Source organism: Streptomyces sp. NPDC002835 (assembly GCF_053591995.1).
The window spans coordinates 1-23,608 of sequence record NZ_JBSFUW010000017.1 but is presented as its reverse complement, the minus strand read 5'-3'; the positions used below and the strand labels follow the sequence as shown (position 1 = coordinate 23,608).

Here is a 23,608-nt window from a genome sequence, read left to right as displayed (position 1 = left end):
CGCACAGCTGTTTCCTGTAGCGGGCCAGGGGGGACGAGGACGACGGTCACGTGCGCGATACGCGACCGCCGGCCGAAGCAGTTCCCGCTGTCAGACGTGCACGACCCGAGCTTCGACTTGAGTTTCCCTCACGGGAGAACACAGCAACTGACTGCGGTGGCGGGGCCCTTCGCCTGAGGCGAGACGGACGGGTGACCGGTACACCGCCTGAGTCCTGGAGAAGGCGAGGACTTGAGCATGGGATCCACCTCCGCCCACGACAACGAGGGCGTCGGCCGTCGCGATCTGATCAAGCGTTCTGCCGCGCTCGGCCTGCTCACGATTCCGACGATGAGCTTCCTTTCCGCATGTGCCACCGGAGGCGGCGGCAGCGACAAGGAGACCAAGGCCCCCGTCGGCGAGAAGTCAGAGAAGAACCCGCTCGGCGTCAAGCAGGGCGCCGCGCTCGAGGCCTTCATCTTCAAGGGCGGCCTCGGCGACCAGTACGCCAAGGACGCGGAGGCCGACTACAAGGCCACCTACGGCGCCGAGGTCAAGCACACCGGCACCCAGCAGGTCGGCCCCAAGCTGACCCCGCGCTTCGCGGGCGGCAACCCGCCGGACGTCATCGACAACTCCGGTGCCGACCACCTCAACATGAACCAGCTCTCCACCCAGGGCCAGCTCCAGGACCTGACCGTGCTGCTGGACGCCCCCTCGATGGACGACCCGGCCAAGAAGGTCCGGGACACGATCCACCCCAGCACCATCGAGAAGGGCAAGCACGGCGACAAGTTCGACGTGCTGTACTACGCCTTCACCATCTACGGCACCTGGTACTCGCAGAAGCTGCTCGACGACAAGGGCTGGGCCTACCCCAAGTCCCTCGACGAGATGGTCAAGCTCTGCGGCGAGATCAAGAAGGCCGGCATCGCCCCCTGGACGTACCCCGGCAAGTATCCGTACTACGTGCACTTCAACCTCTTCGCCCAGATCGCCAAGATCGGCGGCATGGAGAAGTGGATCGCGATCGACAACCTGGAGCCGAACGCCTGGACCTCCAACGACGCGGTCAAGGAGGTCATCGAGCACTACGAGGAGCTCGCCGCCAAGAAGTACTTCCTCGCGGGCAGCCAGGGCCTGACCCACATCCAGTCCCAGACCGCGTGGAACAAGGGCAAGGCCGTCTTCCTCCCGAACGGCTCCTGGGTCGAGAACGAGTCCGCCCCCACCACGCCCGCGGACTTCGGCATGGCGGTCGGGCCGCTCTTCGACGGCACCGGCGACAAGATGCCCCACGGCACCCTGCGCGGCGAGCCCAGCGAGCCGTACATCGTCGCCTCCAAGGGCAAGAACCCGGTCGGCGGCATGGAGCTGCTGCGCATCATGCTCTCCAAGAAGCACGCGCAGAACTTCGCCACCAAGGTCAAGTCCCTGACCTGTGTCATGGACGCCACCTCCGGCATGTCCCTCTCGCCCGGCCTGGCCTCGGCCAGCAAGGTCTTCGCGGACGCCGGCGACAACCTCATCAGCCTTCAGCTCCAGGAGTGGTACCCGGCGCTGACCGACGAGAAGATCGGCGGCCTCACCGGCCAGCTCCTCACCGGTGAGCTGAAGGCCGCAGACTGGATCAAGAAGACGCAGGCGGAGGCCGACAGGGTCGCCAAGGACGACTCGGTGAACAAGTTCAAGCGCACCGCCTGACCTGACCAGTTCGGCTTCCGAGGGAAGGGCCGGGAAGCAACAGTGCAACACGGCAAGTACCGATTCATCGTGGGCTTCCTGGCCCTGCCCCTGATCATCTACGCGATCTTCGTCATCTCACCCTTCGTCCAGGCGTTCCAGATCTCGATGACCGACTGGTCGGGGCTCGTGGGGACCGCCGAGTTCATCGGCCTGGAGAACTTCCAGCGGCTCTGGGGCAACGCAGACTTCTGGAACGCGCTGCGCCACAACGTCTACATGCTGGCGCTCGTCCCCGTCGTCACGCTCGGCCTCGGACTGTTCTTCGCCTTCATGCTGAACGTCGGCGGAAAGCGCCGGAAGAACGAGGTCATCGCCGGCGTGGGCGGCTCGAAGACGTACAAGTTCGTCTTCTTCTTCCCGCAGGTCATCTCCATCGCGATCATCGCGGTCATCTGGTTCAACATCTACAACCCCGACCCGCAGGACGGAATGCTCAACTCCCTCCTCGGCGCCATCGGGCTCGACTTCCTGCAGAACGCCTGGCTCGGCGAGAAGAGCCTCGCCCTGTGGTGCATCAGCGCCGTCATGGTCTGGGGACACGTCGGCTTCTTCGTGGTCCTCTTCTCCGCGGCCATGGCATCCGTCCCGCGGGACATCTACGAAGCGGCGCTGCTGGACGGCGCCAACCGCTTCCACACCTTCTTCCGGATCACGCTCCCGCTGCTGTGGGACACCGTCCAGACCGGCTGGGTCTACATGGGCATCATCGCGCTGGACGCCTTTGCCCTGGTCCAGATCATGTCGGTGAACATGGGAGGCCCCGACGGCGCCACGGACGTCATGCCGCTGCGGCTGTATCTGACGGCCTTCCGGGACAGCCAGTTCGGCTACGCCTCCGCCATGGGCGTCGCGATGCTCATTGTCACGATGACCTTCGCAGTGCTCACCATGCGCTTCGCGCGGCGTGAGCGGATCGAGTACTAGGGGTAGCGCGGATGACGACCGAAGAGATCGAAACGGTGGCCAAGCAGGACGCGCCCGGCGAGCCCCCGGTGGCCCGGCCGCCCGCCAAGAACGGCTCCTCCGAAGGCGGCGTGCTCAACGTCTTCTCCCACGGGATCCTGATCCTCTGGGGCCTGATGGTCGGCGTGCCGCTGCTGTGGGTCGCCTGGAGCGCCTTCAAGGACAGCAACGGCATCCTCACCGACCCCTGGGGCCTGCCGACGGTCCTGCACTGGGAGAACTGGTCCAACGCGTGGGAGGACGCGAACATGGGCCAGTACTTCATCAACACCGCCATCATCGTGGGCGGCAGCGTCGTCGGCACGATGGTCCTCGGCTCGATGGCCGCGTACGTCCTGGCCCGCTTCGAGTTCCCGGGCAACCGGTTCATCTACTACCTGTTCGTCGCCGGCATGTCCTTCCCGGTCTTCATGCTGGTCATCCCGCTCTTCTTCGTCATGCGGGACTTCCCCGGCAGCTCGCTCCTCGCGACGTACCACGGACTGATCCTGGTCTACATCGCCTACTCGCTGCCGTTCACCGTCTTCTTCATGACCTCGTTCTTCCGCACGCTCCCGGTCTCCATCGCCGAGGCCGCGATGATCGACGGCGCGTCCCACAGCCGGACGTTCTTCCAGGTGATGCTGCCGATGGCCAAGCCGGGCCTGATCAGCATCGGCATCTTCAACTTCCTGGGCCAGTGGAACCAGTACCTGCTCCCGATGGTGCTCAACCAGCAGGAGGACAAGTACGTCCTGACGCAGGGCCTGGCAACGCTCGCGCTGCAGCAGGGCTACGAGAACGACTGGGGCGCGCTGATGGCCGGCATGATGATCGCGATGCTCCCGGTCCTGGTCGTCTACGCGATCTTCCAACGCCAGGTCCAGTCGGGTCTGACGGCGGGCGCGCTGAAGTAAACGACCCGGGTTCGGTATCCGGGCGTGGCCGGGCGTGGCCGGGTGGGTCCGGGTTACGCGCCCGGCCCTGGCCCGGTCCGGGTTCTTGGCCTCCGGGTGCCGCTCCGGTGGTCGTGTCCGGGACTGCTGTCCTCACCGCGCTTCGCGCGAGTTGCGACGCTTTACGTCCCGGACACGACCCCCTGCGCGTCCCCCTGCCCCGGGCCGACGGTTTCGCTGCCGCCGGTGGGCACGTGCGGGTGGGGAGTAGTCCCCCACCCCGCCCCTTCCCGAAACTGGGGCTCCGCCCCAGACTCCGACGAGGCGCGCCGGGAGCGACTGACGTGCGGGTGTCGTGCCGGGGCTCCGCCCCAAGCTCCGCGCGTACGGCTGCGGGCACCGGATTGAGCCGCCCGAGACCCCGACGCGGCGTGGGGCGGCCGGCTGACCGTGCCGTTCTTGTACCCGGGGCTTGCCCCCATGGCCCACGCGGACGCCTGCGAGAGTGGTCGGTCCTGCGGGCTCCGAGCGGGCCTTGCCCGGGACCCGCACAGCGTGCCCCCTGCGAGCCCCGAACCCGGGCTCCGCTCCGAGCGGCCGCGCTTGTACGGGCAGTCACCGCCCCGGCTCCGAACCCGGGCCCTGCCCCGGCCTGTCCGGCAACCCATCCTGCGGGCCCGAACTGGGAACCCTGCCCCAGCCCCGAAGGAGCATGGGCCGACGCCCCAGAGGCCGGAACGACTCTGTGGCCCGGTCGGGCAGTCGTCGGCGCGCACCAACCCTGCCCGGGCAGCCCCGGGACGCGCGGCCGCTCATCTGTGGATCCACATGCTCAAGGTCTTGACGGAATAAGCCCCAAAAGGTTGAACTCAGAGTTCACAAGTTGGAGAGACGCCGGGGTCGACATCACGCCGCCCCCGGCCGGGGGCGGTCGTCGCGCCGCCCACCGGGGGCAGGAGTGGATGAGTCAATGGAGACTCCGGGATCGCAGACATCTCTGCACCGGGCCAATCTCGAGCGCGTCGTGCGTGCCGTCCGCATGGCGGGCTCGCTGACGCAGGCGGAGATCGCGAGGAGCACCGGCCTCTCCGCGGCCACCGTCTCCAACATCGTCCGTGAGCTCAAGGACGGCGGCACGGTCGAGGTGACGCCCACCTCGGCCGGCGGCCGCAGGGCCCGCAGCGTCTCGCTCAGCGGGGACGCCGGCATCGTGATCGGCGTCGACTTCGGCCATACGCATCTGCGCGTGGCCATCGGCAACCTCGCGCACCAGGTGCTCGCGGAGGAGGCCGAGCCGCTCGACGTCGACGCGTCGTCCGCGCAGGGCTTCGGCCGGGCGGAGGCGCTGGTCAACCGGCTGGTCGAGGCGACGGGGATCGCCCCGGGCAAGGTGGTCGGCGTGGGGCTCGGCGTGCCGGGCCCCATCGACGTGGAGTCGGGCACGCTGGGCTCGACGGCGATCCTGCCGGGCTGGACGGGCATCAATCCCAGCGAGGAGCTGTCGGCGCGCCTCGGCGTGCCGGTGTACGTGGACAACGATGCGAACCTCGGCGCGCTCGGAGAGCTGGTCTGGGGCAGCGGCCGCGGCGTCAGGGACCTGGCGTACATCAAGGTGGCGAGCGGTGTCGGCGCAGGGCTGGTGATAGACGGCCAGATCTACCGCGGGCCGGGCGGTACGGCCGGGGAGATCGGGCACATCACGCTGGACGAGGCCGGCCCGGTGTGCCGCTGCGGCAACCGCGGCTGTCTGGAGACGTTCGCCGCCGCGCGCTACGTGCTGCCGCTGCTGCAGCCGAGCCACGGCGCCGATCTGACCATGGAGCGCGTGGTGCAGCTCGCCCGCGAGGGGGACCCCGGCTGCCGCCGTGTCGTGGCGGACGTGGGCCGGCACATCGGCAGCGGCGTGGCGAACCTGTGCAACCTCCTCAATCCCAGCCGAGTGGTGCTCGGCGGAGATCTGGCGGAAGCTGGAGAGTTGGTGCTGGGGCCGATCCGCGAGTCCGTCTCCCGTTACGCCATTCCCAGTGCGGCGAGGCAGCTCTCGGTCGCTCCGGGAGCCCTGGGCGGGCGCGCCGAAGTGCTCGGCGCGCTGGCGCTGGTGCTCAGCGAAATGGGTGATTCTACGCTTTTGCAGGGGTCTGACGGCGCACTGCCGGTCGGTGCTCCCGCCTTCACTTAGATAACGAATGGCACCGTTGTCATCTCGTTAAGGATTTACTCCTTGACGCTGGCGGCGGGGCCGAGTTGACTTCCAGCCACCTCGGCCGCAGCGACGCGGCCTCGTCAGGGAGGTTTCCAAACGTGAACGCACATCTGCGTCGTGCCGCTGTTGCTGTCGCCGCTTCCGCGATGGCCGTATCGCTGGCCGCTTGCGGCCAGGCCGGCGACTCGGGCGAAGGCTCGAACGAGTCGAGCCCGAAGAAGGGCGACGACATCACGATCGGCCTGCTCCTTCCGGAGAACCAGACCGCTCGTTACGAGAAGTTCGACAAGCCGCTCATCGAGAAGAAGATCAGCGAGCTCACGAACGGCAAGGCGAAGGTCGTCTACGCCAACGCCAAGCAGGACGCCACGCAGCAGTCCCAGCAGGTCGAGACCATGATCACCAACAAGGTCGACGCCCTGATCCTGGACGCCGTGGACTCCAAGGCCATCGCCAACAGCGTGAAGAAGGCCAAGGACGCCGGCATCCCGGTCGTCGCCTACGACCGCCTCGCCGAGGGCCCGATCGACGCCTACACCTCCTTCGACAACGAAGAGGTCGGCCGCGTGCAGGGCAAGGCCCTGGTGGAGGCCCTGGGCGACAAGGCCAAGTCCGGCCAGATCGTCATGATGAACGGCTCGGTCACCGACCCGAACGCCGCGCTGTTCAAGAAGGGCGCCCACGCCGAACTCGACGGCAAGGTGAACATCGGCAAGGAGTACGACACCAAGGAGTGGAAGCCGGAGAACGCCAACGCCAACATGGAGGCCGCGATCTCGGCCCTCGGCAAGGACAAGATCGTCGGCGTCTACTCCGCGAACGACGGCATGGCGGGCGGCATCATCACCGCCCTCAAGGCCGCCGGTGTCTCCCCGCTCCCGCCGGTGACCGGCCAGGACGCCGAGATCTCCGGTGTGCAGCGCATCGTCGCGGGCGAGCAGTTCATGAGCGTCTACAAGCCGTACGCCCCCGAGGCGTCCGCCGCCGCCGAGATGGCCGTGGCCCTGGCCAAGGGCGAGAAGCTCGACTCGATCGCCAAGGAGAAGGTCGACAGCCCCACCACCCAGGGTGTCCCGGCCGTGCTCGTCCCGGTCGTGTCGCTGACCCAGGACAACATCAAGGACACCGTCGTCAAGGACGGCGTCTACACGATCCAGGAGATCTGCACCGCGAAGCTCCAGGCCGCGTGTGACAAGCTCGGCCTGAAGTAGGCCACGCTCGAGCTCGCCGGAGACCCCGGTCCCACCGGGGCGCTCCGGCCGCTCGCCGGGACGCGAACTCCCGCCGCCGGGACGGATGTCCCGCCGGGGCGGCGACGTCCCGCCATGAACCCTCCGGTGCCCCGCCCCTCCTATCCAGCCCCCGCCGGGGGGCGGGGCACCGGTCGGAACGCTCACCCGTTTCCGCACAGTTTCAGCCCATACTGCTCAGCCTCCGCACCGCCTCACCCCGGCGGTGCGGCATCCCCGCCGGTCAGGCGGCGAAGGAGATGGTTCACGTGTCCGCTACGCCCGTGTTGGCGTTGCGCGGGGTCTCCAAGCGGTTCGGTGCCGTCCAGGCGCTCACCGACGTAGAGCTTGAGGTCCACGCCGGTGAGGTGGTCGCGCTCGTCGGCGACAACGGCGCCGGAAAATCCACGCTGGTCAAGACGATCGCCGGCGTGCACCCCATCGATGAAGGCTTCATCGAATGGGAGGGCAGGGGCGTGTCGATCAACCGGCCGCACGACGCCCAGAGCCTCGGCATCGCGACCGTCTACCAGGACCTCGCGCTCTGCGACAACATCGACGTCGTCGGCAACCTCTACCTGGGCCGGGAGCTGCACAAGCGCGGCGTCCTCGACGAGGTCGAGATGGAGCGCCGGGCCCTGGAGCTCCTCAAGACGCTGTCGATCCGCATCCCCAGCGTCCGTATCCCGATCGCCTCGCTCTCCGGCGGTCAGCGCCAGACCGTGGCCATCGCCCGTTCGATGCTCGGCGAGCCCAAGCTCGTCATCCTCGACGAGCCCACCGCCGCCCTCGGCGTCGAGCAGACCGCACAGGTGCTCGACCTGGTGGAGCGGCTGCGGGAGCGCGGCCACGCCGTGATCCTCATCAGCCACAACATGGCCGACGTCAAGGCCGTCGCCGACAAGGTCGCCGTACTGCGTCTGGGCCGCAACAACGGGATCTTCGAGGTCAAGTCGACCTCGCAGGAAGAGATCATCTCCGCCATCACCGGTGCCACGGACAACGCCGTGACCCGCCGTGCGGCGCGCAACGCGGAGGTTCAGAAGTGACCACGGAAAAGACCTCCACCGCGCCGGTCGTCAACCCGGACGCCGCGCACGACGCGCTGACGGCCGTCGACCCGCGGCTGCTGGTGCGCGAGCAGGGCGTCAAGGGCTACTGGTCGGAGTTCAAGCGGAAGATGCACGCCGGTGACCTGGGTTCCATCCCGGTCGTCATCGGTCTGATCATCATCGCCGTCATCTTCCAGAGCATGAACTCGCAGTTCCTCTCGGCGAAGAACCTCACCGACATCTCGGTCACGATGGTCGGCACCGGCATGATGGCCGTCGGCATCATCTTCGTGCTGCTGCTCGGCGAGATCGACCTCTCCGTCGGCGCCGTCAGCGGTGTCTCCGGCGCCCTCGCGGCCGTCCTGAGCGTCAGCAACGGCATGAACGAGTGGCTCGCCGTCCTCATCGCCCTCGTCGGCGGCGCGGTCATCGGCGCCCTGCACGGCTTCTTCTTCGCCAAGATCGGCGCCCCCGCGTTCGCCGTCACCCTGGCGGGCCTGCTGTTCTGGCAGGGCTTCATGCTCCAGATGCTAGGCGACACCGGCACGATCAACCTCGACTCGGAGGGCGTGGTCGGCAGCATGACCACGCACTTCTTCTCGGACGTGGCGGCCGCCTACGGCCTCGCCGCGGTCGCCGTGGTCGTGTTCTTCCTCTCGTCGTTCTTCGACAACCGCCGCCGTGACGCCGCGGGCGTGCCGTCCCGGCCGCTCTCCGACACGCTGCTGCGCACGGTGCTGCTGGCCGTCATCGCCTTCGCGGCCGCGGCCGTCTTCAACCAGTACCGCGGTCTGCCGCTGGCCCTGGTGCTCTTCCTCGCCGCCCTGGTGATCACCGACTTCGTGCTCCGCCGCACCTCGTACGGCCGCAAGGTCTTCGCCCTCGGCGGCAGCGTCGAGGCCTCACGGCGCGCCGGCATCAACGTCACCGCCGTCCGGATCTCCGTCTTCTCCATCGCGGGCTTCTTCGCGGGCGTCGGCGGTCTGTTCTGGGCGTCCAAGATCGCGGCGGCCAACCAGAGCGCCGGCGCCGGTGAGCTGCTGATGAACGTCATCGCGGCGGCCGTCATCGGCGGCACCAGCCTCTTCGGCGGCCGGGGCCGCACCTGGAACGCGCTGCTCGGCGCGATGGTGATCGTCTCCATCCAGTACGGCCTGGCGCTGGAAGGCATCAGGACCCCGGTGGTCTACATGATCACCGGTGGTGTTCTGCTGGCGACCGTGGTGATCGACTCGATCACCCGCAAGACGCAGCGCACCGCAGGTCGCGCCTAGTACGACCCCGAGTGCCCGGCACCGCACCGCGGTGCCGGGCACTGCTGCGTCTACGTCCGCGTGCACCTCCGTGTGTACGTCATAGGCGCGTTACACGGAACGCACCGCCCTGTGACGGAGCGGCGGCACGGAACATTAGACTCGGTCAATCGGTACGGACGATCAGCTTCGATCTCGATCAGCTCGAAGGCAGCTCGAATGCAAGGAGGCACGGTGACACAGCCGCGCGCAGCGCGTCCTGCAAGGGTGGTGGGCGACGGGGGGAATCTGCTGTCCCGTATCGGGGGACCGCGTGACCTCGACCGGCTCGGCCCGGAGCAGCTGGAGCAGCTCGCCGCAGAGATCCGGACCTTCCTGGTGGACGCGGTCTCCAAGACCGGCGGACACCTGGGACCCAACCTCGGCGTGGTCGAGCTGACCATCGCCCTCCACCGGGTCTTCGAGTCCCCGAAGGACAAGGTCCTCTGGGACACGGGCCACCAGAGCTACGTCCACAAGCTGCTGACCGGGCGCCAGGACTTCTCCCGGCTAAAGATGAAGGGCGGCCTGTCCGGCTACCCCTCGCAGGCCGAGTCCGCCCACGACGTCATCGAGAACTCGCACGCCTCCACCGTGCTCGGCTGGGCCGACGGCCTCGCCAAGGCCAACGAGGTGCTGAGGAAGGACGACCACGTCGTCGCCGTCATCGGCGACGGGGCCCTGACCGGCGGCATGGCCTGGGAGGCGCTCAACAACATTGCCGCCGCCAAGGACCGCCCGCTCGTCATCGTCGTCAACGACAACGAGCGCTCGTACGCCCCGACCATCGGCGGCCTCGCCAACCACCTGGCCACCCTGCGTACCACCGACGGCTACGAGCGCTTCCTCGCCCGCGGCAAGGACCTCCTCGAGCGCACTCCCGTCGTCGGCAGGCCGCTCTACGGCACGCTGCACGGCGCCAAGAAGGGCCTCAAGGACTTCATCGCCCCGCAGGGCATGTTCGAGGACCTCGGCCTGAAGTACGTCGGCCCCATCGACGGCCACGACATCGAGGCGCTCGAGTCGGCCCTCGCCCGCGCCAAGCGCTTCGGCGGCCCCGTCATCGTGCACTGCCTCACCGAGAAGGGCCGCGGCTACCAGCCCGCCCTGGCGGACGAGGCGGACCGCTTCCACGCCGTCGGCAAGATCCACCCCGACACCGGCCTGCCCATCTCCAGCTCCGGGCTCGACTGGACCTCCGTCTTCGGCGAGGAGATGGTCAAGCTCGGCAAGGAGCGCGAGGACGTCGTCGCCATCACGGCCGCGATGCTCCAGCCCGTCGGCCTCGACAGGTTCGCCAAGGCCTTCCCCGACCGGGTCTACGACGTCGGCATCGCAGAGCAGCACGGCGCGGTCTCCGCGGCGGGCCTGGCGACCGGCGGTGTGCACCCCGTCTTCGCCGTCTACGCCACGTTCCTCAATCGTGCCTTCGACCAGGTTCTGATGGACGTCGCCCTCCACAAGTGCGGTGTGACCTTCGTACTGGACCGGGCCGGGGTCACCGGCACCGACGGCGCCTCCCACAACGGCATGTGGGACATGTCGATCCTCCAGGTGGTGCCCGGTCTGCGGATCGCCGCCCCGCGCGACGCCGACCAGGTCCGCGCCCAGCTGCGCGAGGCCGTCGACGTCGACGACGCGCCGACCGTGGTCCGCTTCTCCAAGGGCGCGGTCGGCCCCGCCGTCAAGGCCGTCGGCAAGGCCGGCGGCATGGACGTACTGCGCCGCCCCGAGACCGAGCGGCCCGACGTGCTGCTGGTGTCCGTGGGCGCCCTCGCTCCGATGTGCCTGGAGATCGCCGACCTGCTCGACGCCCAGGGCATCTCCACCACCGTCGTCGACCCGCGCTGGGTCAAGCCGGTCGACGAGGCGCTGCCACCCCTCGCCGAGCGGCACCGGGTGGTCGTCACCGTCGAGGACAACAGCAGGGTCGGCGGCGTCGGTTCGACCGTCGCCCAGGCGCTGCGCGACGCGGGCGTGGACGTGCCGCTGCGGGACTTCGGCATCCCGCCGCGCTTCCTCGACCACGCCTCCCGCGCCGAGGTGCTGGCCGAGATCGGCCTGACCGCGCCGGACATCGCCCGGCAGGTCACCGGACTCGTCTCCAAGCTCGACGGCCGCCTCGACAGCGAAGCGGTCGAACCCGCCCGCGACTGACCCGCGTCGGCCCCTTCCACTGCGAGCGCACGCCGCCGCCGTGGAAGGGGCCGATTCGTGCGCGAGTGCCGTTTCCCGGCCGGAGAAACCCCCTGCACGGGTGGTCCCTCCGGACCATTCGGTTGAACTCCACCCCGTCCGGCGCCGTACCGACCACCCCGCCTCCCGATCATGGTCGGGACGACGAGCGTGGAGGTACAGCGGTGAGTACAGAGACAGACCCCGCGGGCGGCAGGGGCGGCGTCCTCCGTACCAAATCGATCGAGCAGTCGATCAGGGACACGGAGGAACCGGAGCACGCGCTCAAGAAGTCGCTCTCGGCGCTGGACCTCACGGTCTTCGGCGTGGGCGTCATCATCGGCACCGGCATCTTCGTCCTCACCGGCAAGGTCGCCAAGGAGACCGCCGGCCCCGCCACCGCGCTCGCGTTCGTCGCCGCCGGCGTGGTCTGCGCCCTCGCGGCCCTCTGCTACGCCGAGTTCGCCTCGACCGTCCCGGTGGCCGGCTCCGCGTACACCTTCTCGTACGCCTCGCTCGGCGAACTCCCGGCCTGGATCATCGGCTGGGACCTGGTGCTGGAGTTCGCGCTCGGCACCGCGGTCGTCGCGGTCGGCTGGTCCGGCTATGTGCGCTCGCTGATGGACAACGTCGACTGGCATCTGCCCGCGGCGCTGCAGGGACCCGACGTGGACGGCGGCGCCTTCGACCTCCTGGCGTTCCTGCTCATCCTGGTACTGACCGCCGTACTCGTCCTCGGCATGAAGCTCTCCGCGCGGATCACCGCGGTCGTCGTGGCCATCAAGGTCGGCGTCGTGCTCATCGTGATCGTGGCGGGCCTGTTCTTCGTCAAGGCCGCCAACTACGACCCGTTCATCCCCGAGTCCCGGGGCCAGATCGAGGGCTCCGGCTGGGACGCGCCCCTGGTCCAGCTGCTCTTCGGCTACGAGCCCACCAACTTCGGCGTCATGGGCATCTTCACGGCCGCGTCCGTCGTCTTCTTCGCCTTCATCGGCTTCGACGTGGTGGCCACCGCCGCCGAGGAGACCAAGGTGCCGCAGCGCGACATGCCGCGCGGCATCCTCGGGTCGCTGTTCATCTGCACCGTGCTCTACGTCGCCGTCTCGCTCGTGGTGACCGGCATGCAGCACTACACCGAACTGTCGACCAGCGCCCCGCTCTCCGACGCCTTCAAGTCCGTCGGCAAGCCGTTCTTCGCCGGCGTCATCAGCTTCGGCGCCGCCGTCGGCCTGACCACGGTGTGCATGATTCTGCTCCTCGGCCAGACCCGGGTGTTCTTCGCCATGAGCCGCGACGGCCTGCTGCCGCGGTTCTTCTCCAAGACCCACCCGCGGTTCCGCACCCCGTACCGGCCGACCATCCTGCTCGGTGTGATCATCGCCGTCGTCGCCGGCTTCACCAGCATCAACGAGCTGGCGACCCTGGTGAACATCGGCACGCTCTTCGCGTTCGTCGTCGTCGCGCTCGGCGTGATCATCCTGCGCCGCACCCGCCCCGATCTGCACCGCGCGTTCCGCACCCCGCTGGTGCCGCTGGTGCCGATCCTGTCGGTCGCCGCCTCGGTGTGGCTGATGCTCAACCTGCCCGGCGAGACCTGGTTCCGCTTCGCGGTCTGGATGGCGCTCGGCTTCGTCGTGTACGCGCTCTACGGCCGCGGCCACAGCCGCCTCGGCCGCACGGGCCCCGACGCCACGTATTAGTCGGCCGGCCGCCGTACGGCACGCGGGCCCACGCACCGCGCGCCGTACGCCTCGACCCGCCGCCGCAGCTCCCGGTCGGCGGTGACGACGACGCACTCCCGGCCCGCCGCCGCCTCCACGACCTGAACGATCCTGTCGTCACCGCTCCCGGCCGCGGACTCCACCGCGACCTCCGGCACGGACGCCACGCCCCGGGCCGCGCCCTCCACCACGAGCACCACCTCCAGCGGCCCGGGCCACCCCTCGACCCCCTCCCGCGCCACCCCCACCAGCCCGTCCCGCAACCGCTCGGCGGCCCCCCGCCGGTCACGCCACCATTTGTCGGGCACAGAACCGACGACATTGGCGCCGTCGACGACGAGGAGCACGGGGAGACTGTCCATGGGGCCAGGGTGGCAGGCGGCGGGGCGTGACGCGGGAAGCCCCGGGCACCAGGTCGTAACCGGGTGGCCGGGGCTGTACCGGAGATGAGTGGCGGTCAGCCGCCCGTGGCGGGCGACTTCTTCGCGGAGGCGGGGATCTCCGTGTCCTCGCGGATCGCCTTCCACAGTTCGGTCGCCTGCGGCTCCGCGGCCACGACCCGGTTCGGGTCGATCTTGTCGTAGGCGACCGGGAGCATGATCGTCTCCATCGACGCGGGGTCGACACCGTCCATGCTGCGCGCGAAGTCGGCGAGCTTGGTGAGCGAGTCGAGGCCGGAGTCGGTCGTCAGCGACTGGGTGAGCGAGTCCGCGATCTTGAAGGACTTGGCGGGGCTGCCGAGCAGGTCCTGCGACTTGACCTCACTGAGCAGCGCCATCATGAACTGCTGCTGCAGGCCGATCCGGCCGAGGTCACTGCCGTCACCGATGCCGTGCCGGGTCCGGACGAACGCGAGCGACTCGGTGCCGTCGAGCTTGTGGGACCCGGCCGTGAGGTCGAGGCCCGACTCCTTGTCCCGGATCGGCTCCTTCACGTCGACGGTCACGCCGCCTATCGCGTCCACCAGGTCCTTGAAGCCGGAGAAGTCGATCTCCAGATAGTGGTCCATCCGGACCCCGGACATCTTCTCCACGGTCTTCACCACGCATGCCGGACCGGCAAGGGAGTAGACGGAGTTGAACATCACGCGCTCTTTGGACGGCAGGGTCGAGCCGTCGGACTTCACGCAGTCGGGCCGGGTGACCAGCGTGTCGCGCGGGATGCTGACCGCGGTGGCGCTGGCGCGGCCCTCGGGTATGTGGATCATGAGCGCGGTGTCCGAACGGGCGCCGCTGACGCTGCCTCCGGCGAGCCCGCCGTTGGATCCGGCCCGCGAGTCCGACCCCAGCACGAGCAGATTCTGACCACTCGTCGGCAGCTTCTCGGGCCGGTCGTCGCCGATGGCCTTGTCGATGTCGACGGCCTTGATGTTGCCGTCGAGGCTGCTGTACAGCCAGTAGACAGTGCCTCCCGCGGCCAGCAGGAGGACTACGAACGCCAGCAGAACGATGCGGAGCGTCTTCCTCTTCTTGCCCTTGGTATTCGCTCGCTTGCGGCGGTTCTGACGGGCCGCGACGTCCCGGGGACTGGCTTGCTCGTCCTGCGGATCAGCCGGTCTCACTCCGGTGGTCCGTTGGATCATTGCTCGGGGGCCCTTCCGTCTGGACGCTGAGCAGGCGCACGGAGAAGTCTGCCTGGCCCGTCAGCGTGAGGATGTTGTGAATAATAAACGGATGTTCGAGTCGTGTGGCCTCAGGGGGCGACTACGCCCTTGTGAATGCAAAGTGACGGGTGTGACAAGATTCGGCGGCAACCGTCCCGCGTGAACCTCGGACGACATGGTGACGGAGATCCAGAGACGGAGATGGGGGGATCGGTTCGTGATCCGCAGCAGGAACGGCGGCAGAACGGCGGGGATCAGGAACCGGACGCCAGGCGTGCACCGCCCCGGCGGGCCGCCGTGCGCGCCGAGTGGTCGCTGGCTTTTCAGAGGGCAGGACGGCCGGTTGACTGCCTATGCAACGGCACCCGACGGTCTCGTCCGCTGGACGGAACGTGTCGCCGGCGTCGATGACTGGGAGGGCCCCGAGTTCCTGGAAGCCGTGCCTGGCTGGACCGGGAATGTGACCCTTGCGCAGAGCCGCGAGGGATACGTCCACTTCGTCGCCCTTAGGCAGGAGTCGGCGGCAGGGGGCGGACCGGAGGTCGTGGTTGCCACTCAGTTTCAGACCGGACGCGGAGTGACGCCCTGGCGGAGCCTGGGTATTCCGGCATCGCCTGCGGGGCCGGCAGAGGACGTTGTTGTCTCGGGACCGATGATCGTGGTGAACCAAAGCTCCGGTTCGGTCCACGTCATTGTCTCTCTGCGTAACGGCGGAATCGTACGGCGGAGCCGCAATCCGGAGGGTGCATGGGGCGGATGGAAGAGCGTTGCTGAGCAGTCCCACGGTGGGGAACTGGCTGTCGTCATGCCCGAGCGTGGGCCACTGGAGATTCTTGTCGCCGGCCAATTCGGCGCGGACCGGTGGATAGGTGCAGCTCAAGGACGTTTCAACCTGGCTGGTCGCAGCGGCGTCGCCGTGGTGGAAGGCACGGCTGCCGCCTGTGAGACGGGACCCAAGCGGGCGACGTACTTCTGGCGTTACCCCGGTGACGGCTCTCTCGTCGCCTGGCGTCCGTTGAACCAGCAGGAAGACGTCGGTGTGATGCCCTTGGGTGGCGCCGGAGGCCGGGGAGCGCCAGGTGTGTGCCGCGCGATGGTTGATGGCTACGACTGCACTGTCCTGGCACAGCCCGGGGCCGAGGGCGGCATCGAGGTAACTGCCTACGTCACGGAGAACGAAGGGTACGGCGTCTGGTGGGCCGAACTCGGTGGTCCGGAGACGGAGGCGCCCCAGATGACTCTCGACTGCAATGGTGGCATAGCGCTTGCTGCGATCGATGAAGGCGGCTCGCTGCATGTCACCCGTCAGGACCCGGCCAAGCAGGGCCTCGCTTTCGGGCCTTGGGAATGTGTGGGCTGACAACACCCCGTCACACCGCAGCCCGGGACGCCGGCAGGACGGCAGCCAACTGTTGTACCGGCGAACAGAACCGAGGCCGGCATGGGGCGGAGTCACGGGGCGCTGACCAACGGTAGACGCTCGGCGATCTCGATCGAGAAGTGGCCCTCGTCGTCGTAGAACGGTGTGGCGACGAGTTCGTGGGGCGTCGAGCCGTTCGCCGGCGCGATGACAGTCGGCCTGCGACTCGTCGTGTCGACGTCTTCCGAGCGGCTTCGTCCCACCCGGACCTCCTGAGTCACACCCTCGAAGCTCACCGCTAGGTGCACGTCCCAGATTCCAGGGCAGACAGGCCAACCGGTCGACGTCTGCCTGACGTTGACGCGTGCGGAGAACCGCCCCATCGCCCGTGGCTTGCCCTTGGCATTGTGAAGCGTCTCGTCACGCCGGGCGGTCACCGAGAAGCGTTCCACAGCACCGGTGTATCGCTCGCGCAGGACCACTTTCGTCGCGCGGTCGCGGGTAGAGAGTTGCTCGAAAAACGCGAACCCCTCCAGCCCGAGGATCGAGCCGGTCCAACTGACGCGTGTCAATTGGTGACTCACGGTCATCCGATCCGTGATGTCGAAGACCTCGTCCGGAACCGGGACGGCGGGGTCCCTGAAAAATGGAAGCGTTGTGTACACCCGGCCGTTATCCACGGTCTTGCGAGGTGCGGGCCGTTCGTTGTCCTGCTCGTACGCCGCCATTCGTTCCGCCTCGACGAAGTGGCCGGACGACAACAGGGAGTAACGTACGGCGAGAGGGCGGGAGAGCAGGGCCAGCGCTCCCGGTGTGAGGCAGGACTGCAGGACGTCCGAGGCGGCCCACATGGCCAGCTCACGTTCGGCCTGGTTGTCGGTGGCGAGGAGCAACTTGCCTGTGGCTTTGCCCAGTTCCGCCTCGAGGTGGCGCGAGAGCAGATGGTCGCGGTGTGCACCGGCCGGAACCAGAGAGCTGACCAGGTTCATCATCCGAGCGCCCAGTTTCACGCGTTCCGTGAGAGACACCTGCGGGGCCGGCGAGGGGCCCTTGATCACACAGGCACGGTCCGCCACGACCGAGATGTTGTCGGCGCCCACGTACGCGGCTGCGGTGAAGGCCTGGTCCTCGCCGATCACCATGTCGGTCTGGAATTCCAACCCGAGCCGATGGATCAGGCTTGTGCGAAACAGTTTGTCGGGCGTGAGGGACCAGTAGACCCGGGAGTCGTACAAGTCGGCGGACGCCAGGCTTCGGCGGAACATCGACGATGCAACCGCATGCTTGCCCGAGCTCTCGAGCTTGCCCAGGACAACGTCCGACTCGTTCTTGTCCCCAGCGGCGACCAGGCGTTCGAGAGCGTCCGGCGCCAGCTGGTCGGAACCCTCCAGGAACATGATGTAGCGTCCGGTCGCCTGGCTCATGGCCCAGTTGCGGGCACTCCCGGGGTTCAGACCGCGGGACTGGTGTCCGGCGCGCACGACGCCGGCATGCTCGGCACTGATACGGGCCAGCAGAGTGGCACTGTCATCGGTGGAGCCGTCGTCGACCGCGATGACCTCCACACGCTCGATGCCGATCGACTGTTCCATCACCGAGCTCAGGCAGGCGTGCAGCGACGCCGCGTTGTTGCAGACCCGGACGACCACACTCACGTCGCGGATTTCGGAAGGATGCACAGGTACGGAACTCGTCATTGGTCTCATCGGCTCGAGGGGTGTGCCTGCGGCCAGGGCATGTCACCGGTCAGTTCTGGCCAGGTCCAGTGGTGGAAGTCGGTGGAGGTGGTGTGCTCGGGGAACACGCCGGGACACTCGTCCAGCGAGCCGACGAAGACATTCACCGGCGCCGTGACCTTGGTGGCCTCCAGGGTGCCCACGGCGCAGGTGAAGCGGTCGTAGCCTGTGAAACCTGGCGCGGGCAAGTAGGTCACCCAGCCGTCGGGCGACACCTGGGACGTACCGTGGATCGGCTGTGTCGCGGAGATGACGGTGCTGCCCGGCGGCGCTGTCGCCAAGACGTTCACGGCTCCTGGCTTGTTCCGACCGGTCGTGATGCGCAGCCCGAATATCCCATGGGTGCGAATCTGCAACGAGGCGTCGCTGAGACGGCCGGTGCGCACCAGCTTGTACCCGGAGGCATCGGGTATGGCGACCGTGATCTGGGGCCGGAGCCGGGGAGCACCGTGCGGCCGGGTAATACGGATCTGGACGAATCCGGTGCGGGTCTCACCGGCATCAGCCCGTACCCGGAACCATCGCTGCTTAGGAAAGTACTCGACGTCCTGGACGGACAGAACCTCGGCTCCGTCGGCGAGAGAGTCTTCCAGCAGATAGCCGCAGCCTCGTGGAGCACCTTCGCTCGGTGCGACGGACAGAGCGAGGTGGACGATTTCGCCGGGCGCCACCCAACTTCGCGGGTCCGCGGAGCTGTAGAGGCCCGCGTACACCAGGCCCTGGGAAGGTTCGGTGGCCTGCCCCCGGCACAACAGATAGCTCATGGTGCGGATCCCTCCGCGGGAGGAAGAACGGATACGCGGGTCTTGGTGCGATGGGCGAACGTCTCGTCATCGAGCCAGCCGAGTTCGGCGTAGTCGAATTCGCGGCGATTGAGGTCCCGCACCCAGTGGGCGGGAACCAGTTGCTGGGTGACCAGGCTGCGGGCCACGTAGCGAGCACACTCGATTGCTCCTTCGGCCCGCACATGCACGTTGTCCGCGTCCTGCACTATCTCCTGGAGCGGTTCTCCCGGCCGTAGATAGGTGAACACATGCTTGGAGTTCTCCGGTCCCAGCTCTTCCCACCACGCAAGGCTCTGCCCGTACAGGTCGATTACGGGCAGATGTTCCTCCTGCGCGAGCTGGCGCATCGCGGCGGGATAGTCCCCCAGGAAGCGGGCGACATTGCCATGACGGTCCACCCTGCGTCGTTCGAACGGCAACAGCACGACCGGGTGCGACTGGACTGCCCGAACCCCGGTCGCGTAAGCCCGCATGTGCTCGAGGAAGCTCCCGAAGGGATCGGTGTGCAGGCCCGGGTCCGGCTTCCAGTCGATCTGACCGAAGCCGAAAATCAGGTAGTCGCCGGGGCTCATGTTGTCCAGGATCCATTGGAGCCGGCCGCGTTCCCTGAAACTCTTCGAACTGGCACGCGCCCGGGCGCAGTTGACGACCTCGACATCTTCCGTCAAGAAGAGAGGGAGAGCCTGCGCCCAGCCGGCCATCGGAAGATGGCTGGCAGGCCGGGTGACCGCGGTGGAGTCGCCGGCTACGAAGATTCTGGTTCTGCCACGGTGAGTCTGGTCCGGGTAACTCACGCTGCTCCCTGGTGGACGGCGATCGTCGGCATCTTCACAGCTCCGTCTCGTCCTGTCGGCGCAGCTGCGAGGTGATCGCCTGCTCGAAGCCGGAACCGTGCACACCTGTGGAGGTGGGGTCCTGCTTGCGTATGTCGACGACGTGGCCCGTCATCCGCGAGAGCAACACGTCGAGAGAGCTGCGTGCCACGGACTCGGAAGTGAGTAGGGAGCCTTCGGGCTCCTGTCCGAATGCCTTGGTCCGCATCGGGGTCGCGGTGCGCTCCGGGTTCACGCAGTTGACGCGGATACAGTCCGCCGCCCACTCGTCGGCCAGGGCCTGGGTCAGATTCACCATCGCGGCCTTTGTCGAGGAGTACAGGCTGTACTCGGCCCGTCCACGTGTGTAGCTGCTGGAGGTGTACAGCAGCAGCTGGCCCTGAGTCTCGCTCAAGTACTTGAAGGCGGCGCGCGCGATGTTCACCGGCGCGAGGTAGTTGACTTCGAGCGCCTCGCGGATGGTTTCGTTGTCCGTCTCGGCGAGGCGGCCGATTCGGAGCACTCCGGCTGTGTTCACGACGAAGTCGATCCGGCCGGTCTCCGCGTATGCCTGGGAGAAGGCGTCGTCGATGTGTTCCGGCTTCTCGACATGCGTTCCTGTCGTGGAGCGGCCCAGCGCGTACACATGTGCGCCGTAGCCCTCCGCCAGCCGTGCGATGTCCGCGCCTATGCCGTAGGAGCCACCGAACACGAGCAGGGTCCGGCCCTCAAGTCCCCGCCGGTAGAACTCGTCCGTTGCTTGAGCGGGAGCGGTGTGCGAAGCGAGTTGGAAGAGCTTGTCGGCTATGAAGACATCTACCGGCTGGGTGACCTTCATGTTGTACTCGTCGCCCATCACCACGTGAACGGGCACGTCGGGGAGGTACTTCACCACTACGGAGCAGTCGTCGGTCGCCTGAAACGCGGGGTCGGCCAGTGCCGATTCGTATGCGCGGCGGATCGTTGACAGCCGGAAGCCCTGCGGAGTTTGGCCTCGACGCAGCCGTGCCCTGTCGGGCACCTCGGTGATGAACTCGCCGTCGTCTCCGTGCGTGCGGGTCACGACGATCGTGTCCGACGAGGGGATGGCGACATCCACCGCCTGGTAACGTTCCAGTGCCTCCACACACTCCGATATGACGCGCCCGGACAGCAGCGGACGCACCGCGTCGTGGAAGAGCAGCTTGCAGTCCTCGTCGGCCGACGACTGCTCCGATACCCAACGGATGGCGATGCTGGTCGTCTCACTGCGCGTTGCCCCGCCGGCCAGCACCTTGGAGACCTTGCTCAGACCCGCCCGCGAGACGACCTGTTCGGCCTCTTCGGTGTGGTCGGGCGTCATCAGCAGGATGATGTCGTCGATCTCGGGCGACTGCTCGAACACAAGCAGGGTGTGCTCAAGGATCGACTTGCCGGCGATCTTGAGAAGCTGCTTCGGAATGTCGAGTCCGATGCGTTGTCCCGTACCACCGGCCAGGACGACGGCGACGGTACGGCTTCGTGTGGCACTGCTGGGCAAGATTTTCAACTTCCTGGCTGAGGGACGACAAGTCGGCGGCAGAGGGAACGCGCGGTCACGCAGGCTGGGACTCCTGGGGTTGCTGCTCGATCGGGAAGTCGCGCAGCCCCCGCGCGTACAGAGCATTCGCGGCGTTGTTGAACCGGACGATCGACGGCGGGTAATCGCCGCCGAGCAGGTACTCCTTGAGTTGCTCCCGGTAGGGCGCCATGACGTCCTCCTCCGGAGTGAGCATCGCGTTGATCGCCTCGTCGAGGCCCTCGCAGTCGGCGCCGAGCAGGTAGGAGGCGTACGCCGTCCGCTGCTCGTTCCTGAACTGGGCGTCCGGCAGGCCATCGAGGTTGAAGATCGCGTACGGCTTCCTCGTCGCGACGAAGTCGGAGACGACACTGGACATGTCTCCGATGAGCAGGTCTGAGTGGTTGAAGCAGTCGTACAGCGTCGGAATGCGCTCGGTGACGACGTGGTGCGCCTCATCAGGAAGAGAAGCCCAGTACAAGTTCTCCGCCTGGTTCCGGCTGCGGCGAATCCGCGCTGTCCGTTCCTCTTCCGTGAGGTCGGGGAACCGCGAGCGCACGCCCCGCTCGGACAGCTCGCTGATGAGCTTCTCGAGTCGGCCCAGCTTGCGGGCAGCGCTCTTGGAGTCGGTGATCTTACGCCCGAACCGGCGTGCGTTGTCTTCCTGGAGCAGCGCGATGATCGTCCGATGCGCCGCTGCGGCGGCGGGTGAACGCGTACCCAGCAGGGGGTGCGGCTTGTAGATGATCCGCAGGTCCCGCTGGTGCGACAGCAGGGTGCGCATCAGCTTTTCGCCGGCGGGGATGACGGATGTGTAGCAGGCGTCGTCGGTCCAGCCCTCCCAGGTGGGGGCGTAGACGATCGTTGGGATCTTGTTCGCTACAGAGCCGCTCCAGCGGTGCAGCGGCATGAGCTGGGGGCGACCCACTTCGACGATCTGGTTGCTGCTGACAGCGTGCTTGATGCGCTCATAGCGGTCCCGGCCGGCCTTGCCCGCCACCCAGATCTCGTCGAAGACCTTGCTGACCCGGTTGCTGCTCGCCAGCTTGTCGCTGTCTCCGTGGCCGATAAAGACGTGCTTGACCTCAGCACGTTGGAGCATGTGTACGTTCTTGCCGGCATTGCCCGGATACAGCGTCACGCGCAGTTCGGGCATTTCGACACGGGCGAGATTGTCGGCCTTCGGTACGCATATGACGGGTACGGACGTTGCGTCCAGATATCGAAGAGTGGCTCTTTCTCGCAGCACGATGATGGGCCGCAGATCGAGCGATTCCAGCGACTCCAGCCACATGTTGACCTGATACATGAAGTCCCGGGACACCGCGGCGAACGTGAAGTACAGGGCGACCTGAGGCCGGTAGTCGGCGAGCTGCCGGTTGAGTTCGTCGAGTGCGTCGTCGGTCGTGGGCAACATGAGCGCGGCCCAGGCGCCAGGCAGCAGAACCAGAAGGGCAATGTACGCGACGGATACGGTGGCGATGCCGCCGAAGGCGACGAACTTCCAGTTGTCGGTGCCGATGGTGGCAAGGGCGCCGGCCACCAGTGGCACATCCAGGTGCATCGTCTTGCGCACATGCTTGTCCGTCAGGAACGGGTGCGGCATACGGCGGATGCCCAGTGCTTCGAGGTCGAGGCCGCGGGTGGTGAAGGGGAGTGCCTGACGCTTGCTGCGGACCTGCTTGAGTGCGGCCCCGTATGCCAGTTGGAGGACGAAGAGCAGCAGCAGTCCCACTGAGGTGATCTTGACGACGAAGGAGTCGAGATCGGCGATGGCACCGCAAAGGGCGAGGAGGAGGAACTGGCGGATCAGGAAGCGGATGGTGAGACCGAAGCGCGAATCCCGGAGCCGGGCCAGCGTCGAGGAGTCACTGCTGTGCAGCAACAGGTCTGCCAGGTAGCTGATGGTCGCGGCGGTTGCGAAGAGCGGGAGGGAGACCATCACCACAGCCGCCAGCATGCCGACGAAGCTGAGCACGAGCGCGGTCGAGATCAGGACACCCACCGCAGCCTGCCGCTGTTGCTTGCCCATGAACTGCTGAGCCTCCCCTTCCACGTGGTGACCGTGCGGCGACCATGCCGCACCTGATGCGGTGCTGCACGTCACGGTCCGTCGGCGGCTGTGCCAGCAGGGCAGGGCGGCGACTGTGAGGATTTTGTGAGTGCCCGCGGAATTATATGCATACAGAGAGCGGCGTCTGGACTGCTGGAAACCTGAATGAAACGTTCTGTGAACTGGTTGCTGAAGAGTTATCAATTGCCCATCGAAAAGCGACGCGCACACCTACAATCATTGCTGTAAGTAATGAGTCAATGACTCTTGGTGTGCAGTTCGGGGGTGGGGACGGCTACCCGAACTGCCGTGGGGTTCCGCATCTGCGGCCTTGAGGCGGCGAGTTGGGGCGCGCAGCGCAGACTGCCCCGGCACTGCTTACGCGGTGCCGGGAGCAGTTCGGTGATCGTCTCGGTGATCGGTGTCAGCCGGTACTCGTACGACAGCGGCACGGGACGGGTCGCCGAGCGGACCACGGACGTCGGGC

Annotated in this window: 18 protein-coding genes; 10 read left to right on the top strand and 8 right to left on the bottom strand. The window is 67.4% G+C overall.

The window, feature by feature from the left end; genetic code table 11:
* The first annotated feature begins 237 nt into the window (after positions 1–237).
* The 9 genes from ngcE (at position 238) to ACWD01_RS19800 (ending at position 13,214) form a co-directional block, all read left to right on the top strand.
* Positions 238–1,683 (top strand): N-acetylglucosamine/diacetylchitobiose ABC transporter substrate-binding protein, encoded by a 1,446-nt coding sequence (gene ngcE / locus ACWD01_RS19840; RefSeq protein ID WP_451163531.1) that lies wholly within the window; start codon positions 238–240, stop codon positions 1,681–1,683.
* Between the two features lie 42 nt (positions 1,684–1,725).
* Complete coding sequence (locus ACWD01_RS19835; RefSeq protein WP_451163529.1) at positions 1,726–2,649, top strand: carbohydrate ABC transporter permease; 924 nt, start codon at positions 1,726–1,728, stop codon at positions 2,647–2,649.
* Between the two features lie 11 nt (positions 2,650–2,660).
* Positions 2,661–3,584 carry a carbohydrate ABC transporter permease gene (locus ACWD01_RS19830; protein ID WP_356894818.1) on the top strand — a complete coding sequence of 308 codons (924 nt, stop codon included), beginning with the start codon at positions 2,661–2,663 and terminating at the stop codon, positions 3,582–3,584.
* 949 nt (positions 3,585–4,533) lie between these two features.
* Entirely contained in the window at positions 4,534–5,742 is a 1,209-nt protein-coding gene (locus tag ACWD01_RS19825) for an ROK family transcriptional regulator (RefSeq protein WP_451163526.1), read from the top strand.
* 170 nt (positions 5,743–5,912) lie between these two features.
* Positions 5,913–6,977, top strand: coding sequence for a substrate-binding domain-containing protein (locus tag ACWD01_RS19820; protein WP_451163689.1), 1,065 nt, complete (start codon positions 5,913–5,915; stop codon positions 6,975–6,977).
* A gap of 278 nt (positions 6,978–7,255) precedes the next feature.
* On the top strand, positions 7,256–8,044 hold the full coding sequence (locus ACWD01_RS19815) for an ATP-binding cassette domain-containing protein (protein ID WP_356894814.1): 789 nt from the start codon (positions 7,256–7,258) through the stop codon (positions 8,042–8,044).
* Positions 8,041–9,321 (top strand): sugar ABC transporter permease, encoded by a 1,281-nt coding sequence (locus tag ACWD01_RS19810; protein WP_451163524.1) that lies wholly within the window; start codon positions 8,041–8,043, stop codon positions 9,319–9,321. The genes ACWD01_RS19815 and ACWD01_RS19810 overlap by 4 nt, the downstream gene beginning before the upstream one ends.
* Before the next feature lie 213 nt (positions 9,322–9,534).
* Positions 9,535–11,496 (top strand): 1-deoxy-D-xylulose-5-phosphate synthase, encoded by a 1,962-nt coding sequence (gene dxs / locus ACWD01_RS19805; RefSeq protein WP_451163522.1) that lies wholly within the window; start codon positions 9,535–9,537, stop codon positions 11,494–11,496.
* A gap of 203 nt (positions 11,497–11,699) precedes the next feature.
* The gene (locus ACWD01_RS19800) at positions 11,700–13,214 is read left to right on the top strand and encodes an amino acid permease (RefSeq protein ID WP_451163520.1); all 1,515 of its coding nucleotides are present in this window, start codon (positions 11,700–11,702) and stop codon (positions 13,212–13,214) included.
* On the opposite strand, the gene ACWD01_RS19795 is transcribed toward ACWD01_RS19800, so the two are convergent.
* Both ACWD01_RS19795 and ACWD01_RS19790 read right to left on the bottom strand, forming a co-directional pair.
* A complete protein-coding gene (locus ACWD01_RS19795) occupies positions 13,211–13,597 on the bottom strand; it encodes an NTP pyrophosphohydrolase (RefSeq protein WP_451163518.1) in 387 nt (128 codons plus the stop codon). The genes ACWD01_RS19800 and ACWD01_RS19795 overlap by 4 nt on opposite strands.
* Before the next feature lie 95 nt (positions 13,598–13,692).
* The gene (locus tag ACWD01_RS19790; protein WP_451163516.1) at positions 13,693–14,796 is read right to left on the bottom strand and encodes an LCP family protein; all 1,104 of its coding nucleotides are present in this window, start codon (positions 14,794–14,796) and stop codon (positions 13,693–13,695) included.
* Positions 14,797–15,181: 385 nt separating this feature from the next.
* On the opposite strand from ACWD01_RS19790, the gene ACWD01_RS19785 reads away from it, so the two are divergent.
* Positions 15,182–16,198 carry a hypothetical protein gene (locus tag ACWD01_RS19785; protein ID WP_451163514.1) on the top strand — a complete coding sequence of 339 codons (1,017 nt, stop codon included), beginning with the start codon at positions 15,182–15,184 and terminating at the stop codon, positions 16,196–16,198.
* A gap of 92 nt (positions 16,199–16,290) precedes the next feature.
* Here the strand turns inward: ACWD01_RS19785 and ACWD01_RS19780 are convergent, their stop codons facing one another.
* The 6 genes from ACWD01_RS19780 to ACWD01_RS19755 all read right to left on the bottom strand — a co-directional run.
* Complete coding sequence (locus tag ACWD01_RS19780) at positions 16,291–17,895, bottom strand: glycosyltransferase family 2 protein (protein ID WP_451163512.1); 1,605 nt, start codon at positions 17,893–17,895, stop codon at positions 16,291–16,293.
* Between the two features lie 5 nt (positions 17,896–17,900).
* Positions 17,901–18,698, bottom strand: a complete 798-nt coding sequence (locus ACWD01_RS19775; protein ID WP_451163510.1) for an Ig-like domain-containing protein — start codon at positions 18,696–18,698, stop codon at positions 17,901–17,903.
* Positions 18,695–19,513: a rhamnogalacturonan acetylesterase gene (locus ACWD01_RS19770; RefSeq protein WP_451163508.1), complete on the bottom strand. Its 819-nt coding sequence runs from the start codon at positions 19,511–19,513 to the stop codon at positions 18,695–18,697. Before ACWD01_RS19770 ends, ACWD01_RS19775 begins: the two co-directional genes overlap by 4 nt.
* A gap of 34 nt (positions 19,514–19,547) precedes the next feature.
* Positions 19,548–21,050 (bottom strand): SDR family NAD(P)-dependent oxidoreductase, encoded by a 1,503-nt coding sequence (locus ACWD01_RS19765; RefSeq protein ID WP_451163506.1) that lies wholly within the window; start codon positions 21,048–21,050, stop codon positions 19,548–19,550.
* Positions 21,051–21,105: 55 nt separating this feature from the next.
* Positions 21,106–23,124 (bottom strand): hypothetical protein, encoded by a 2,019-nt coding sequence (locus ACWD01_RS19760; RefSeq protein WP_451163504.1) that lies wholly within the window; start codon positions 23,122–23,124, stop codon positions 21,106–21,108.
* Between the two features lie 254 nt (positions 23,125–23,378).
* Positions 23,379–23,608 (bottom strand): hypothetical protein (locus tag ACWD01_RS19755; RefSeq protein WP_451163713.1); only part of this gene is annotated, 230 nt, incomplete at its 5' end.

What these genes read in the sequence shown, in the direction of transcription:
- ACWD01_RS19825 (WP_451163526.1), top strand. Translation starts at nt 4,534, where the DNA reads ATGGAGACTCCGGGATCGCAGACATCTCTGCACCGGGCCAATCTCGAG.
- ACWD01_RS19780 (WP_451163512.1), bottom strand. Translation starts at nt 17,895, where the DNA reads ATGACGAGTTCCGTACCTGTGCATCCTTCCGAAATCCGCGACGTGAGT.
- ngcE (WP_451163531.1), top strand. Translation starts at nt 238, where the DNA reads ATGGGATCCACCTCCGCCCACGACAACGAGGGCGTCGGCCGTCGCGAT.
- ACWD01_RS19820 (WP_451163689.1), top strand. Translation starts at nt 5,913, where the DNA reads ATGGCCGTATCGCTGGCCGCTTGCGGCCAGGCCGGCGACTCGGGCGAA.
- ACWD01_RS19830 (WP_356894818.1), top strand. Translation starts at nt 2,661, where the DNA reads ATGACGACCGAAGAGATCGAAACGGTGGCCAAGCAGGACGCGCCCGGC.
- ACWD01_RS19815 (WP_356894814.1), top strand. Translation starts at nt 7,256, where the DNA reads ATGGTTCACGTGTCCGCTACGCCCGTGTTGGCGTTGCGCGGGGTCTCC.
- ACWD01_RS19795 (WP_451163518.1), bottom strand. Translation starts at nt 13,597, where the DNA reads ATGGACAGTCTCCCCGTGCTCCTCGTCGTCGACGGCGCCAATGTCGTC.
- ACWD01_RS19775 (WP_451163510.1), bottom strand. Translation starts at nt 18,698, where the DNA reads ATGAGCTATCTGTTGTGCCGGGGGCAGGCCACCGAACCTTCCCAGGGC.